Origin of the sequence: Streptomyces sp. SLBN-8D4, from assembly GCF_049739545.1 — a bacterium.
Lineage (GTDB): Bacteria > Actinomycetota > Actinomycetes > Streptomycetales > Streptomycetaceae > Streptomyces > Streptomyces canus_C.
The window spans coordinates 2,888,417-2,903,536 of the sequence record NZ_JBMGQC010000001.1; the positions used below are offsets into that span (position 1 = coordinate 2,888,417).

Below are 15,120 nucleotides of genomic sequence, written 5' to 3' on the forward strand. Positions count from 1 at the left end.
ACTGCGCGACCAGCCACCACGCAGCCGCGGACAACACACGACGGTCAGCCCTTCACGGCCCCCGTCAACATGCCCTTCTTGAAATGCCGCTGCACGAAGGGGGAAGCCACCGCGACCGGTATCAACGCCAGCACCATCACGGCCATCTGCAGTCCCAGCGCCGACAACTGCCCGGTCCGCACCGCCTGCTGCAACCCCGTGGGGTTCGCCGTGTGCTTCTGCACCAGCTGGATGAGCACGTTCTGCAACGGCATCATGTCCTGGTCGCTCAGATAGATCGACGCGTTGAACCAGGCACTCCAGTAACCCACCGCGTAGAAAAGGGAGATCACGGCCAGCACGGCCCGCGACAGCGGCATGACGATGGTCAGCAGGATCCGCAGGTCACCGGCGCCGTCGATGCGCGCGGACTCGGTGAGCTCCGGCGAGATGCCCATGAAGAAGGCGCGCAGCACCAGGATGTTGAAGACGCTGACCGCGCTCGGCAGGATCAGCGACAGATAGGTGTCCGTGAGTCCCAGCGACTGCACCAGCAGGTAGGTCGGGATGAGCCCGGCGCCGAAGAACATCGTGGCCATCATGGTGATCAGGAAGAACCGGTGTCCCAGACTCCCCGGCCGCGACAGACCGTAGGCCGCCAGTACCGACACGGCCATGGAGAACACCGTGCCGGTGAGCGTGACCCCGACCGAGACCATGATGGCCCGGCTGACCTGGCCGCCGCTGAGCAGTTCGGTGTAGTTGACGAAGGTGATGCCCTGCGGGATCACGACCAGGCCGCCGACCCGGTCGATCACCGGCTTCGGGGACAGGCTGGTGACGATCACGATCCACAGCGGACCGAGCACCCCTAGACAGCACAGTGCGAGGAAGCCGCTCTTCGCGGTGATGCCGGCCTTGCTGGGCGGCTCCTCCCACACCGGGCGGGCGGGGGCCTTGAGACTGCGCACGAGCTGCGTGTTGAGGCTCACTTCTGGTACACCCCCTGCTCGCCCAGCAGGTGCGCGAACTTGTTCGCACCCAGGACGAGACACACTCCGATGGCTCCCTTGACGAGGCCGACCGCGGCCGCGTAGCTGAAGTCGCCGTTCTGGATACCCATGTTCCACACGTAGGTGTCGAGGACCTCGCTGGCGCCCACCCCGACCGCGTCCCGCTGGAGCAGGAACTGCTCGAATCCGACGCTCAGCGCGTCACCGACCCTGAGGACGAGCAGCAGGGCGATCACCGGGCGCAGCGCGGGCAGCGTCACGTGCCACATGCGACGCCAACGCCCGGCGCCGTCCATGGCGGCGGCCTCGTACAGGTCGGTGCTGACGGCGGCCAGCGCGGCGAGGAAGACGATGATCCCCCAGCCGGCGTCCTTCCACACGGCCTGCGCGGTGACCAGGTACTTGAACAGGCCCGCGTTGGTCATCAGGTCGAAGCCGGACCAGCCGTGGTCCTCCAGGGTCTGGGCGATGATGCCCGCGCCGCCGAAGATCTGCTGGAACACGGTGACGACCAGGACCCACGAGAAGAAGTGCGGCAGATACATGATGGCCTGCGCGACGGCCCGCACCCTCGGCCGGATCACGCTGTTGATGAGCAGCGCGAGGGCGATGGGGATCGGGAAGAACAGCACCAGCTGGAGCACGAACAGCAGGAGGGTGTTCTTCGCGGCGCCCCAGAACAGCGGGTCGTCGATCATCCGCGAGAACTGCTCGACCCCGACCCAGGGGCTGTGGAAGATCGCGGTGACGCCGTTGCTGGAGACGTACGGGTCGTACTCCTGGAAGGCGACGACGTTGCCCAGCAGCGGGACGTAATTGAACACCAGGAGCAGCAGGATGACAGGCAGCGTCATCAGGATGAGCGTGCGGTCGCGGCGCAGCCGGACCATGAAGGGAACCTTGCCTGCCTTGGCCGCCTTGGGCGGCACCCGCTCCTTCGTCACCGCGGCGGCAACCGCGGCCGTCGGCTCCTCTGCGGCCGCGGGGGGACGAGTCCCGTCGGGCCTGCTCCCGGCCGTGAGAGACATCAGTTGCCGCTGCCGTTCTTGTCGATGAGCTCCTTGTACCAGTCGCGCAGCTTGTCGCCGCCGGAGGACTTCCAGGTGGAGATGGCGGCCTGCACGTCGGACAGCTTCTTGTGGCCCCGCACGTAGTCGATCTCCAGCTGCTCGAACTGGCTGGAGAGGTTGGCCCAGCGGGTCGGCTCGACGATGTTCATGCCGAAGGTGGACGTCTTCTTCATGAAGGCGCCCATCCGCTGCTGCCACTCGACCTGCTTGCGGGCGACCTCGGGGAAGTCGGGGTGGGCGTAGTAGGCGGCCGGCGCGGCCAGCATGACCCAGGCGTTGAGCACTTCGGAGTTGCCGAGGTCGTTCTTGACCGGGACGCCGTTCTTGACCGTGTAGTGGGTGCCCTCGACGCCGTAGTCGACGAGCATCCGCTCCTTGGTGCCGTAGGGCGCGGCCGAGAAGTCGGCGGCGGCCAGCGCGTTCTCGATCGTCGTCTTCGAAGCGCCCTTGCGGATCAGCGACCAGATGGTGGCGGGCGAGGAGGCGTACAGCTTCGGGTTGCCGCCGTCGGCGCCGAAGAGGTCCATGGCGTCGATCTGGAGGGACGGGTTGGACTGGGCCTGTTCGGAGACCTTGCCGTACCAGTCGGCGATGTTGGTGTTCCAGACCAGGATCTGCCCGGAGGTGAACCGCTGGCCGGCGTCACCCGTGCGGGCCTTGTCGTCAGGGTGGACCAGACCCGCGTCGAACACCTTGCGGACCCACTCCAGGGCTTCGAGGTACTCGGGCTGCTCGACGCGGTACGTCAGCTTGCCGTCGGACCCGGTGTCCCAGCCGATCGGCCCGGAGCCGCGGACGCCGAAGAAGCTCCACGCGGACCAGGTCAGGTTGCCGTCGCAGGCCCACACCTTGGCCTTGGAGCTGGTGGCCTCCTTGGCCCAGCTCATGAACTCGTCGGCCGACTTCGGTACCGCGTAGCCCTTCTTGTCGAAGACGTCCTTGCGGTACAGGGGTGCGATCCCGCTCGCGGTGGCGGCCGGCATCGGGATGCCGCGCAGGGCGCCGCCGAAGATGCCCATGCGCCAGGCGTCGGAGGGGATCGCGGCCAGGTTCGGGTACTTCTTGACCTTGTCGCCCGCGAGGTAGGGGCCGAGGTCCATGAACTTCGCGGTGACCGCGTTCGAGATCTTGCCGACCAGTTCCCAGCTGGGCACGACCACCATGTCGGGTATGGAGCTGGAGGCGAGGACGGCCCCGAGCTTCTGGCCGTAGGTGTTGCCGTCCTGGTTCTGCCAGGTGATCTTGGTGCCCGCGGCGGCGTCCAGCGCCTTGTAGTAGGCGCAGCCGGCCTTCGGCGGAGAGCCCCAGAACGGGGACATGATCTTGAAGGGGGCGCCGGTGCCGAGCTTGTCCGGGACCGAGGCCTTCAGGGCCGCGAGGTCGACCTTGCCGGTGTAGCCGGCGGCCGAGCCGTTCTTGGACGGCAGATCCGGGTTCGCGACCGTGCTGGCGACGAACGTCGGGAGCAGCTTGTCCGCGGCCTTGCCCGAGGTGGTCCCTTCGCGCTCACCGCTGTCCGAACCGCCACAGGCGGCAAGCAGCGGCATCCCGCCCGCCACCGCTGCGGTGGCGACCGCGGTGGAGGCGAGGAAGCTTCTCCGGCTGGGCCCGGAAGGACCGGAGGAGGGGGCAGCGGCGTTCGGCGTCATTGCGTCAACCCTTCATGGCGCACCAGGACACCCGGCGGTGGAGCCGTCGGCTGCGGTGTCTTGAGTGGAACTGGCTGAGCTGAAGCGATGCTTCGACCGTGTGACGGAATCCGTAGTCGAAGCGCTTCGATGTTGCTGTGAGGTTAAGTGAACACCCAGGGGTGCACAAGGGTCGTTCCCAAGATTCCTGCGCGGTAGGAGAGGTGACCTTTTCTTATGCACCGCTTGAAGTGACGGTGTCGATCCCTTGACACCCACCCCGGTGCCGAATGAGCATCGAAGCGCTTCGAAAGCATCGAATCGATCCATCGCAAGGGGATCCCCACGTGACCGCACACCCGCCGCACACACCGCCGTTTCGCGATCCGCACCTGCCGTTCGCGAAGCGCATCGACGATCTGCTGACGCGGCTGACCCTCGACGAGAAGATCGGATTCCTGCACCAGTGCGCCCCCGCCGTCGAACGCCTCGGCATCCAAGCGTTCCGCACCGGCCAGGAGGCACTGCACGGCGTCGCGTGGATGGGCCCGGCGACGGTCTTCCCGCAGGCGGTGGGCCTCGGCGCGACCTGGAACACCGAGCTCGTACGGCGGGTCGGCGAGGCGGTGTCCAAGGAGGTCCGGGCGATGCGCGCCCGCGACGACAGGGTCGGCCTCAACGTCTGGGCACCGACGGTCAATCTGCTCCGCCATCCGCTGTGGGGCCGTAACGAGGAGGGTTATTCGGAGGACCCGAAGCTCACCTCGGCCATCGCCACCGCCTACACCCACGGGCTGCGCGGCGATCACCCCACGTACTGGCGCACGGCCCCGGTGCTCAAGCACTGGCTGGCCCACAACAACGAGACGGACCGGGCCACCTCGTCGAGCTCGGTGCGTCCGCGCGTGCTGCACGAGTACGACCTGCGCGCCTTCCGCGAGGCGGTCGAGGCCGGTGCGGTGGCCGGGGTGATGCCGGCGTACAACCTGGTCAACGGCCGCCCCAACCACGTCTCGCCGTATCTGCGCGAGCACCTGCGTGCCTGGACGCAGGAGGAGCTGCTGGTGTGCTCGGACGCGGGCGCGCCCTCCAACCTGGTCGATCACGAGCACTACTTCGACACGCACGAGGAGGCCACCGCGGCCTCCCTCAGGGCCGGCGTCGACAGCTTCACCGACCACGGCACGGACAGCTCGCAGATGATCGCGCGCATCCAGGGGGCCCTCGACCAGGGCCTGCTGACCGAGGCCGAGATCGACACCGCGGTCCGCCGGCAGCTCTCGGTGCGCTTCCGGCTCGGCGAGTTCGACCCGGAGCACGACCCGCACGCCGACGTCCGGGACTTCGACACCCCGGCGCACCGGGCGCTCGCCCAGGAGGCCGCCGAGCAGGCGATCGTGCTGCTCAGGAACGACGGCGTGCTTCCGCTCGCCCCCGACACCCGGCTCGCCGTGGTCGGTCTGCTCGCCGACGAGTGCAAGCTGGACTGGTACAGCGGCACCCTCATCCACCGCTCCACCCCGCTGGAGGGGCTGTACGAGCGGTTCGGCGCCGAGCGGGTGGAGTTCGCGGAGGGCGTGGACCGGGTCCGGCTCAAGACCTCCGCCGGGACGTTTCTGCACGTCCTGGCCTCCGAGCACGACGAGGACGCGGTGCGCGGCGCAGAGGGCGCCCTGGACCCGGCGCTGCTCGCGGGCCGTACGGACCTGCCCCCGCTGACGACGGACGCGACCGGCACCGAGTTCGCGCTGATCGACTGGGACGAGGGCGTCCTCACGCTGCGCGCGCCCGACGGCCGCTATCTCTCCGTCGCCGAGGACGGCTACCTGCGCGCCTCGGCCGACCAGCCCGGAGGCTGGGTCGTCCAGGAGACCTTCCGCCTGGAACCGCACGGCAGCGGTCACCTCCTCAGGCACATCGGTACGGGCCGCCACGTCACTGTCGCCGCGGACGGAGTGAAGGTTGCCGACGAGAACGGCGGGAACGCGGAACCCGAGGCGAAGCCGGAGACCTTCACGCTGATCATCGCCGAACGCGGCGAAGACGCAGTGACCCGGGTCACGTCCGAAGCCGACGTCGTCCTGGTAGTCGCGGGCAACGACCCGCACATCAACGGCCGCGAGACCGAGGACCGCGCCTCCCTGCGGCTCCCCGCCCACCAGGAGCGCCTGCTGCGGGCGGCGCGCGCGGCGAACCCCCGGACGGTGCTGGCCCTGGTCTCGGCCTACCCCTACGCGGTCGACACGTCGGACCTGGCCGCGGCCCTCTGGACGGCCCACGGCGGCCAGGCGGCCGGCACCGCCCTGGCCCGTGTCCTGGCCGGTGACGTCTCCCCCGCGGGCCGCCTCCCGCAGACCTGGTACGAGAGCGACGCCGACCTGCCCGGCCTCCTCGACTACGACGTCATCGGCAGCCGCCAGACCTACCTGTACTTCGAGGGCACGCCCCTGTTCCCGTTCGGGCACGGGCTGTCGTACACGTCCTTCTCGTACGGCGACCTCACGGCCCGTATGACGGAAGGGGCGCTGCACGTCTCGTTCACGATCACGAACACCGGTGACGTCACCGCCGACGAGGTCGCCCAGCTCTACACCCGGGCGATCGAACCGGCCCTCCCCCGCCCGCGCCGTGAGCTGGTGGCCCACCGGCGGGTGACGCTCGCCCCGGGCGCCCAGGAGGAACTGTCCTTCGAAGTCCCGCTGCGCGCCTTCGAGTTCTGGGACGTGGCGCAGGGCCGGTGGCGTCTGGAGCAGGGCCCGTACGAACTGCTGGCCGGTGCCTCCAGCGAGGACATCCGGCTGCGCACGACGGTGCTGCTCGACGGTGAGCCCGGCGCACCGCGGCCCGTGCTCCAACGGGGCCTGGAGGGCGCGGACTTCGACGAACACAGCGGTGTCGAGATCGTCGACCGGACGAGGACGGCGGGCGACGCGGTGACGGCCGCCGAGGGCGGTGCCGGTGAACTGGTCTACCGGGACTGCGACTTCGGCGACGGCGTCACCGAGGTGACGGTGACGGTGTCCGGCAAGGGCTCGGCCGAGCTGTCGCTGGACGGGGGCGCGGTGCTCGCCACCTGGGAGGTGGCGGAGTCCGACGCCGGACCGTACGACTACACCGTCCTCGGCGCCGGGATCGTCGCCGAGGGCGTGCACGACGTGCACCTCGCACTGCGCGGCCCGCTGCGGCTCGCGCACGTCGGCTTCTCCGGTTGAGGGACCGGAGCGGCTGACGACAAGAAGAGGCCCGGCACCGGAAGGCATCGGTGCCGGGCCTCTTCAGGGCGGCGGGTCAGCGTCGCTGCCGCAACACTACATGAAAATGGTTCCCATTAGCTAGAGGGCGAGCCCTGTCAGCACCAGCACCCGCTCGTACGTGTAGTCGTCCATCGCGAACCGCACGCCCTCGCGCCCCACACCGGACTGCTTGACACCGCCGTACGGCATCTGGTCGGCGCGATAGGAGGGCACGTCACCGACGACCACACCGCCGACCTCGAGAGCGCGATGGGCACGGAAGGCGGCCTGGAGGTCGTGGGTGAACACGCCAGCCTGGAGGCCGTACTTGGACGCGTTGACCGCGGCGAAGGCCTCCGTCTCGCCGTCCACCTTCTGCACGGTGAGGACGGGTCCGAAGACCTCCTCGCAGGAGATCGTCGTGTCGGCCGGGACGTCGGCGAGGACGGTCGGCGCGTAGGAGGCGCCGTCGCGGTCACCGCCGGTGAGCAGGGTGGCGCCCGCCTCGACGGCCTCCTTCACCCACGCCTCGACGCGCACCGCCGCGTCCTCGCTGACCAGCGGGCCGACGTCGGTCTTGTCGTCACCCGGGTCGCCGGTGACCTGGGCCTCGACGGCGGCGACGATCCGCGGCAGCAGCCGGTCGTACACCGACGCGTCGGCGATCACCCGCTGCACGGAGATGCAGGACTGGCCGCCCTGGTAGTTGGAGAAGGTCGCGATGCGGGTCGCGGCCCAGTCGAGGTCCTCGTCGCTCGCGTAGTCGCCGAGGACGACCGCGGCGCCGTTGCCGCCCAGCTCCAGGGTGCAGTGCTTGCGGGGGACCGAGTCCATGATCGCGTAACCGACCTTCTCGGAACCGGTGAAGGAGATCACGGGCAGCCGCTCGTCCTGGACCAGGGCGGGCATCCGGTCGTTCGGGACGGGCAGGATGCTCCACGCGCCGGCGGGCAGCTCGGTCTCGGCGAGCAGCTCGCCGATGATCAGCCCGGACAGCGGGGTCGCCGGGGCCGGCTTCAGGATGATCGGCGCGCCCGCCGCGATCGCCGGGGCGATCTTGTGGGCGCAGAGGTTGAGCGGGAAGTTGAAGGGCGCGATCCCGAGCACGACCCCCTTCGGGAAGCGCCGGGTCAGCGCGAGCCGGCCCTGGCCGCCGAGGTCGGTGTCCAGGCGCTGGGCCTCACCGCCGTTGAACCGCCGGGCCTCCTCCGCGGCGAACCGGAACACGGAGACGGCACGGCCGACCTCCCCCCGGGCCCACTTGATCGGCTTGCCGTTCTCGGCGGAGATCAGCCGCGCGATCTCCTCCGTGCGCTCGACGAGCCTGCGGCTGACGTGGTCGAGGGCGGCGGCGCGGACGTGGGCGGGAGTGGCGGCGAACTCGTCCCGTACGGCGTACGCGGCGGCCACGGCCTCCTCGATCTGCTCGTCGTCCGGCACGGCGACCTTGCCGACGAGCCGGCCGTCCCACGGGGAGGTGACGTCGAAGGTGTCCTCGCCGGTGACCTGGCGGCCGGCGAGCCAGAAGGCGTGGGTGGAAGTCATGTCCCCACGGTAGGGCCGGGAGGGCGGGATCGAATTTGTCCGGGGTGTAGCAGTGGAGCACTTGGACACTCCGGTTCGGCACTCCCGGCGAGGCCTACTCCGCCGAGGCCGTCTTCAGCGCCAGCCACAGCTCCATGCGCGCGTCCGGGTCGTCCAGGGAGCGGCCCAGGATCTCCTCGATCCTGCGCATCCGGTACCGCAGGGTGTGCCGGTGGACGCCCAGGTCGGCGGCGGCCGCGTCCCACTGGCCGTGCCGGGAGAGCCAGGCCCGCAACGAGGCGACCAGGTCGCCCCGGCCGGTCGCGTCGTGCTCGTACAGCGGCCGCAGCAGCCCGTCCGCGAAGGCCCGCACCGCGTCGTCGGCGAGCAGCGGCAGCACCGACCCGGAGGCCAGCTGTTCGTGCTCGACGTACACCCGGCCCCGCCGCCGGGCCACCGAGAGTGCCTGCTCGGCCTGCTTGTAGGCGGCCGCGGCGGCGATCGGTCCGGCAGGGGCCGAGACGCCGACGACCAGTTCGTCCTCGTCCCCGGCGGCAGTCTGCTCGCTGGTGCGCGCCGCCTCCAGGGCCACCGTGTACTCCGCGCAGGCGGAGACGGCGGCCCCGCCGTCCGCGGCCAGCACCACCAGCCGCTCCCCCTCGGGCACCACGAGCACGCTCTCCCCGGAGCGGGCCGCCGCGGACTCCACGATCTCGGTGAGCGCCCCGAGCGGATCACCGTTCATGTCGGCGGCCGCGGCGAGCGCGGCGGCCGACGGGACCCGCGCGGGGGTGTCGGCGGCGATCCGCACCGACGACACGAGCGCCGTCTCCGCCACGATCAGCCGGAAGGGCGCGTCCAGGAGCCCGCCGTACAGGTCGCCCGCGACGGTGCGCGCGTGCTCCGGCTCCCCCGCGAGCAGCATCCGCAGTACGGCCGTCCCAATCCGTTGCTCGGCGGCCTGCAGCGAGCGGGAACGCTCGGTGGTGAGCGTCAGCAGCGCGATCGCCGAGTGCACCGCGTACCGCTCCGCCGTACCGAGTGCGGCGGCCGTCCCCACCGCCAGCGCGGCCCGCGGCCGCCGCCCGGTGCCCAGGGAGTGCAGCTCCACGCGGTCGTCGTTGTCGGGAGGGCCGGCTCCGCCGACCACGGAGGAGGCGGGCGCGGGCCGCTCCCGCAGGCGTTCCACGTCGGCGGTGAGGCGCGCGGCCCGGCGGCCGGCCCACTCCGGCGCGGCGGCGACGACCGCGCCCGAGGCGTCGTAGAGCGCCGCCCAGCCGTCCACTTGGGAGGCGAGCGCGGCGAGCAGCCCCTCCGGGCCGTCCGTCAGCGCCTGCCTGGTCAGTTCGCGCTGGGCGGCGAAGCCCGCGGTGACGGACCGGTACTGGTCGGCCGCGATCGCCGCGGACACGGCCTTGCTGATGGCGAGGAAGGGGGTGCGGCGCGGCACTTCGAGCAGCGGGAGCCCCTCGTCGCGGGCCGCGTCGACCAGGGCCTCGGGGATGTCGTCGTAGTTGACCCCGACGGCGAACCCGAGTCCCACCACCCCGGCCCCGGCCAGCCGCTTCACATACCGCCGCATCGCCTCCGGGTCCTCCGCGTCCAGCTTCAGCGCGGTGATCAGCAGCAGCTCCCCGCCCTCCATGTAGGGGACGGGATCGGCGAGCTCGCTCGCGTGCGCCCAGCGCACGGGGACGTCCAGCCGGTCCTCGCCCGCGCGCACGGTCAGCTTGAGCGCGGAGTGGTGGACGAGCGAGGCGAGGGTGGGTGGCATGGGGCCCAGGGCCTTCGAAGAGGTGTACGGAGGAGCGTGCGGAGGCGGGTGATCTTTTGGCCGCCGTGTATGAACGGCCTGTGACGATTCTGCCTCACCGTACGGTCCTCAGGTCACGTCATCCCCGCAGATCCACCAGCAGCGGCGGCGCGTGCTCACCCGTCACCGTGGTCAGCGACAGCACCGCGTGTCCGGGCGGCACCGCGTGCGCCAGTTCGGACGCGGACCACCGTTCCCGCTCGACCTGCCGTACGGTCACCGCCCGCGCGGTCGGCGCCTTGCCGGTGATGACCTGGCGCACCGCGTGCAGCACCTTGCCGGCCGGGGTCTCGGCGATGATCTGCCGGTCGGTGACGTCCCGCGCCTCGATCCACTCCTTGCCCCACACCTCGGCGAAGTCCTGCCCGTCCCACGGGGTGAGCCCGGACAGCGCCATCCGGCACCCGATGGCGCCGAGCAGGGGCCCGCGCAGCGGCCGCGGTACGTCGTCCAGCGTCCGCAGCGTCAGCACCACTCCGGCGTTGCCGGACCGCAGCCGCTGCACGCCCCGTACCGCCTCGGGCGTCACGATCCCCGTGGCGTCGTCGACGACCAGGCAGGCGAACAGGGACCGGTCCTCGCGCACCGCGACGCTCGCCGTGAACTGCGCGAGCACCAGCCGCGCCAGAATCCGGGAGGCGTCGGCGTGCCCGCGCTGGGGCAGGTCGATCCGGACCCGGACGGGGTGGTCGAGCGCCTTCAGCGAGAACGGCCGCGACTGCCCGGACGGGTCGGAGCCCGCACTGTGGAAGAACGACGCGAACGCGGGCCGGTCGAGCAGCGCGATCCGGTCCGCGAGGATGCCCCCCACATCTCCCGGATTCCCCATCTGCCGCTCCCGCGCGTCGAGTTCCCGCAGCAGCGACTCCTGCCCTGAGTCCTCGAGCCCCTTCCGCAGCGCGGCCATCGGCCCGGGCGCCCCGTCGAGCAGCTGCCGCAGCTCCGGTACGGAGGGGAAGCGGCCGTGGACCGCCCGGAACGGCCCGAGGAGCTGGGCGAGCACGGTGGTGGACCGCCGGGTGTCGCCCCCCTGGTGCGGCTCGGCGAGGTCTCCGACGAGCGCCTCGGCGAGCACGGCCGCGGCCTCGTCCGGATCCGTCGTGCCCCCGTACAGGTCGAGGTCGTACACCGACTCCGGATTGCCGATCTGTACGACGACGTCGTAGGAGTCGGCGGGACCGAGCCCCGCGCCCGCGGCACCGACCACCACGACGGCGGCCCGCCCGGCGAGCGCGTGCAGACACAGCGACTCGGCGATCGGCCTGATGACGGTCCCGGTCTTCCCGGACCCGGCCGGCCCGACGGCGAGCAGCGAGGTCCCGAGCAGCTCGGGGTCGAGCCCGAGCCCGGCCCCCCGGTAGGCGTACGGGTTGCGGGCGTCGTCGGCGGTGGTCCCCAGCCGCACCTGGCCGGTGAGGAGATCATGCCGGGCGAGCCGTGCGGGCAGGTCCCGCTCCCCGGACGGGTGCAGACAGGCGGCGGCGCCCTCCTGGAGCACGGCACCGGTGAACGTGGCGAGGCTGAACCTGCCACTGCGCACGCCCTGCCAGGCCCGCGCGATCCGGGCATGGTCCACGTCCCGCATCAACCCGGCCCTGGCCTCGGCGGCAAGCCGCTCGGCGGCGTCGACGGCACCGGCGGCGCGGAGCTGGGGCCATTCGGCGGGGTCCTGCTCGGCGACGGGCGGCGGCTCGTGGGCGGGCGCGGCGGGACGCCAGGCGGGGGGGCCGTAGCGACGCCAGACCTCGCCCCAGCGACCGAGCTTGCCCACGACGAGCATGATGATCAAAGCGATGAGCACCTCGTAACCCTTGTACAGGAGGGTGGTGCCCGTCTGGCCGAGGGCGCCGTCGGCGCCGCGCCAGGAGTCAGGGGTGATCAGGAGAAGCGGAAGCCACCACCAGGTGCCGACATACCCGTTCTGAAGCAGCGACCAGACGAGCCACCCGACGAGAAACGCGATCAGCGCGCCACTGATCAGCTGGCGCCCGGGGATGAGCTCCGGTTCCACCTCCGGCCGGGGCCGGTGGCCGAACCGCCACACCCCGGGCAGCGTCTCGGGCCGTGGCGTCCGCAGCCATGTCAGGAACGCCGAGCTGCCCGGGAGCGACGACGCCGAGGGCGCTTCCGTGGGCATCGGCGGCATCGCCCCCCGTGCCCGCGGCACAGGATTCGCATGCGTACCCCGCGCGTCCTGCGTCCCGTCGCTGTCCATCGTCCCTGCTCCCCGACCAGCCGTTCCGTCCACCGTCAGCGGTCAATCTAACGCGCCCGCAAAGGGAGTTCACCGATTGCGGGGCCGCGCCGTCACACCGTCCCGGAATCCGGCTATGTCCACCACGGACAACGCACTCCCGCGACAACGCCCACATGGAGCATGCCCACCCCCCGCCCCCCGTCCTAGCCTGCGAGAAAAGACTGGACACAGTCCGCGACATCTCCGCCCGCAACACCCCAGGAGCCCCTCATGACCGCACTTCCGCAGGAGCGCCGCGTCGTCACCGCCATCCCCGGACCCAAGTCGCAGGAGCTGCAGGCCCGCCGGGTCGCCGCGGTCGCGCAGGGTGTGGGGTCCGTACTGCCCGTCTTCACGGCGCGCGCGGGCGGCGGGATCATCGAGGACGTCGACGGGAACCGGCTGATCGACTTCGGTTCGGGCATCGCCGTGACGTCCGTCGGCGCCTCCGCCGAGGCCGTCGTGCGCCGGGCCTCCGCCCAGCTCGCCGACTTCACCCACACCTGTTTCATGGTCACCCCGTACGAGGGCTACGTGGAGGTCGCCGAGGCCCTCGCCGAGCTCACCCCGGGTGACCACGCCAAGAAGTCGGCTCTGTTCAACAGCGGCGCCGAGGCCGTCGAGAACGCCGTCAAGATCGCGCGGGCGTACACCAAGCGGCAGGCCGTCGTCGTGTTCGACCACGGCTACCACGGCCGCACCAACCTCACCATGGCGCTGACCGCGAAGAACATGCCGTACAAGCACGGCTTCGGACCCTTCGCCCCCGAGGTCTACCGCGTGCCCGTCGCGTACGGCTACCGCTGGCCCACCGGCCCCGAGAACGCCGGCCCCGAGGCCGCCGCCCAGGCCATCGACCAGATCACCAAGCAGGTCGGTCCGGAGAACGTCGCCGCGATCATCATCGAGCCGGTGCTCGGCGAGGGCGGCTTCATCGAGCCGGCGAAGGGCTTCCTGCCGGCGATCAGCCAGTTCGCCCAGGCCAACGGAATCGTGTTCGTGGCGGACGAGATCCAGTCCGGCTTCTGCCGCACCGGCCAGTGGTTCGCCTGCGAGGACGAGGGCATCGTCCCGGACCTGATCACCACCGCCAAGGGCATCGCCGGCGGTCTTCCGCTCGCCGCCGTCACCGGCCGCGCCGAGATCATGGACGCCGCCCACGCCGGCGGCCTCGGCGGCACGTACGGCGGCAACCCGGTCGCGTGCGCCGGCGCGCTCGGCGCCATCGAGACGATGAAGGAGCTCGACCTCAACGCGCGGGCGAAGGCGATCGAGGCCACGATGAAGGCCCGTCTGACCGCGATGGCCGAGAAGTTCGACATCGTCGGCGACATCCGCGGCCGCGGCGCCATGATCGCCATCGAGCTCGTCAAGGACCGTACGACCAAGGAGCCGAACCCGGAGGCGACCGCCGCGCTCGCGAAGGCGTGCCACCAGGAGGGCCTGCTGGTCCTGACCTGTGGCACCTACGGCAATGTGCTGCGCTTCCTGCCCCCGCTCGTCATCGGCGAGGACCTGCTGAACGAGGGCCTCGACATCATCGAGCAGGCCTTCGCCGGCATCTGACGTCTCGGGGGCAACAGGGCAGGTCGGAAGCGGACCCGCGCCTTCCGACCTCAGCCGTCACAGCCCTGACACCCCTTGGGATTCCGGGGCTGCGGTGGCGAGCGGCAGAGGGTGTGAAGAAGGTGTGCGAGGTGGCCGTGAGGATGGGATTCTGCCTGTCGTACGCCGTCGCGCTGCCGTAGGTTCTACCCAGATGAGAGATACACCCCGCCCACAGGGGACTGTGGGCGACGCCAGGCCGGGGCCTCCCCAGCTTCGACCTGGTCGTGCCCTCGCGCACACAACTGGAGCTTCCGGCTCTGGATCTCCTCACCGATCGGACAGTCGCCCGCCCCAAACCCCCCGGGGCGGCCGACGACCCGATCTGATCGGCCGCCCCGGAACCACCCCCCCTGTTCCGGGGCGGCCGGCCTTCCTCATCCTCCTTCTCGGAATTCCGGCCCTCCTCTTCGCCCTGATCACCTGGCAGGTCGTCGAGGACGGGCCGCTTCTGCGTGTCGACGAGCGGGTCAGCCGTGCCCTGGTCCATCCGGACCGCGTCTCGGCGGGCCTCGCCGACCTGGGCAATGTCGAGGTCGCGATCCCGGTCCTGGTCGTGGCTCTTCTCTGGTCGGCCCGGCAGGCGCGCCGCGCCGGTACGGACCGCTGGTGGCTGCCGTCCACCGCGGCGGCCGTCCTGATGGCCCTGGTCCCGGCCCTGGTGGTCCCCCTGAAGGAACTCACCGACCGTCCGGGCACGGCCGTGTCGCCCGGGACGGGCTACTACCCCTCGGGCCACACCGCCACGGCCGCCGTCGCGTACGGCGCCGCCACCCTCCTGGTCCTGCCCTGGCTCCGGTCCACCCGGACCCGCCGCGCACTCGTCATCGGCTACGGCCTTCTCGTCCTCGGCGTCTCCTTCGGCCTGGTCCGCCGCGGCTGGCACTGGCCCCTGGACGTGGTGGGCAGCTGGTGCCTCTGCACGGTCCTGCTGCTCGGGCTCCGGCTCTTCCTGGCACGGCACAGCCGCCGCTGAACTCCTGGGCACACTGGGCGTGGTCGCTGTCGGCGGGGGACGC

General features: G+C 71.2%; 9 protein-coding genes. 3 read left to right on the top strand and 6 right to left on the bottom strand.

Going from position 1 to position 15,120, the window contains the following annotated elements; genetic code table 11:
- Window positions 1-44 precede the first annotated feature (44 nt).
- The 3 genes from RKD20_RS12570 to RKD20_RS12580 are packed head-to-tail and all read right to left on the bottom strand — an operon-like array spanning window position 45 to window position 3,711.
- Window positions 45-971, bottom strand: coding sequence for a carbohydrate ABC transporter permease (locus RKD20_RS12570; protein WP_424877814.1), 927 nt, complete (start codon window positions 969-971; stop codon window positions 45-47).
- On the bottom strand, window positions 968-2,020 hold the full coding sequence (locus RKD20_RS12575) for an ABC transporter permease (RefSeq protein WP_424877815.1): 1,053 nt from the start codon (window positions 2,018-2,020) through the stop codon (window positions 968-970). Before RKD20_RS12575 ends, RKD20_RS12570 begins: the two co-directional genes overlap by 4 nt.
- Window positions 2,020-3,711, bottom strand: a complete 1,692-nt coding sequence (locus tag RKD20_RS12580) for an extracellular solute-binding protein (RefSeq protein ID WP_424877816.1) — start codon at window positions 3,709-3,711, stop codon at window positions 2,020-2,022. The genes RKD20_RS12575 and RKD20_RS12580 overlap by 1 nt, the downstream gene beginning before the upstream one ends.
- 326 nt (window positions 3,712-4,037) lie before the next feature.
- Here RKD20_RS12580 and RKD20_RS12585 point away from each other — a divergent pair, with 326 nt between their 5' ends.
- On the top strand, window positions 4,038-6,902 hold the full coding sequence (locus tag RKD20_RS12585; protein WP_424877817.1) for a glycoside hydrolase family 3 C-terminal domain-containing protein: 2,865 nt from the start codon (window positions 4,038-4,040) through the stop codon (window positions 6,900-6,902).
- A gap of 120 nt (window positions 6,903-7,022) precedes the next feature.
- Here the strand turns inward: RKD20_RS12585 and RKD20_RS12590 are convergent, their stop codons facing one another.
- The 3 genes from RKD20_RS12590 to RKD20_RS12600 all read right to left on the bottom strand — a co-directional run bounded on the left by RKD20_RS12590 (window position 7,023) and on the right by RKD20_RS12600 (window position 12,475).
- Window positions 7,023-8,468: an aldehyde dehydrogenase family protein gene (locus tag RKD20_RS12590; RefSeq protein ID WP_424877818.1), complete on the bottom strand. Its 1,446-nt coding sequence runs from the start codon at window positions 8,466-8,468 to the stop codon at window positions 7,023-7,025.
- Between the two features lie 94 nt (window positions 8,469-8,562).
- On the bottom strand, window positions 8,563-10,221 hold the full coding sequence (locus RKD20_RS12595; RefSeq protein ID WP_424877819.1) for a PucR family transcriptional regulator: 1,659 nt from the start codon (window positions 10,219-10,221) through the stop codon (window positions 8,563-8,565).
- A 118-nt stretch (window positions 10,222-10,339) separates the two neighbouring features.
- Window positions 10,340-12,475: an ATP-binding protein gene (locus tag RKD20_RS12600; protein WP_424877820.1), complete on the bottom strand. Its 2,136-nt coding sequence runs from the start codon at window positions 12,473-12,475 to the stop codon at window positions 10,340-10,342.
- A gap of 252 nt (window positions 12,476-12,727) precedes the next feature.
- Between RKD20_RS12600 and gabT the strand changes: the two genes are divergently transcribed.
- Together gabT and RKD20_RS12610 are read left to right on the top strand one after the other, a co-directional pair.
- Window positions 12,728-14,062, top strand: coding sequence for a 4-aminobutyrate--2-oxoglutarate transaminase (gene gabT / locus RKD20_RS12605; RefSeq protein WP_424877821.1), 1,335 nt, complete (start codon window positions 12,728-12,730; stop codon window positions 14,060-14,062).
- Window positions 14,063-14,285: 223 nt separating this feature from the next.
- Window positions 14,286-15,077, top strand: coding sequence for a phosphatase PAP2 family protein (locus tag RKD20_RS12610; RefSeq protein WP_424883206.1), 792 nt, complete (start codon window positions 14,286-14,288; stop codon window positions 15,075-15,077).
- The last annotated feature ends 43 nt before the right edge of the window (window positions 15,078-15,120 follow it).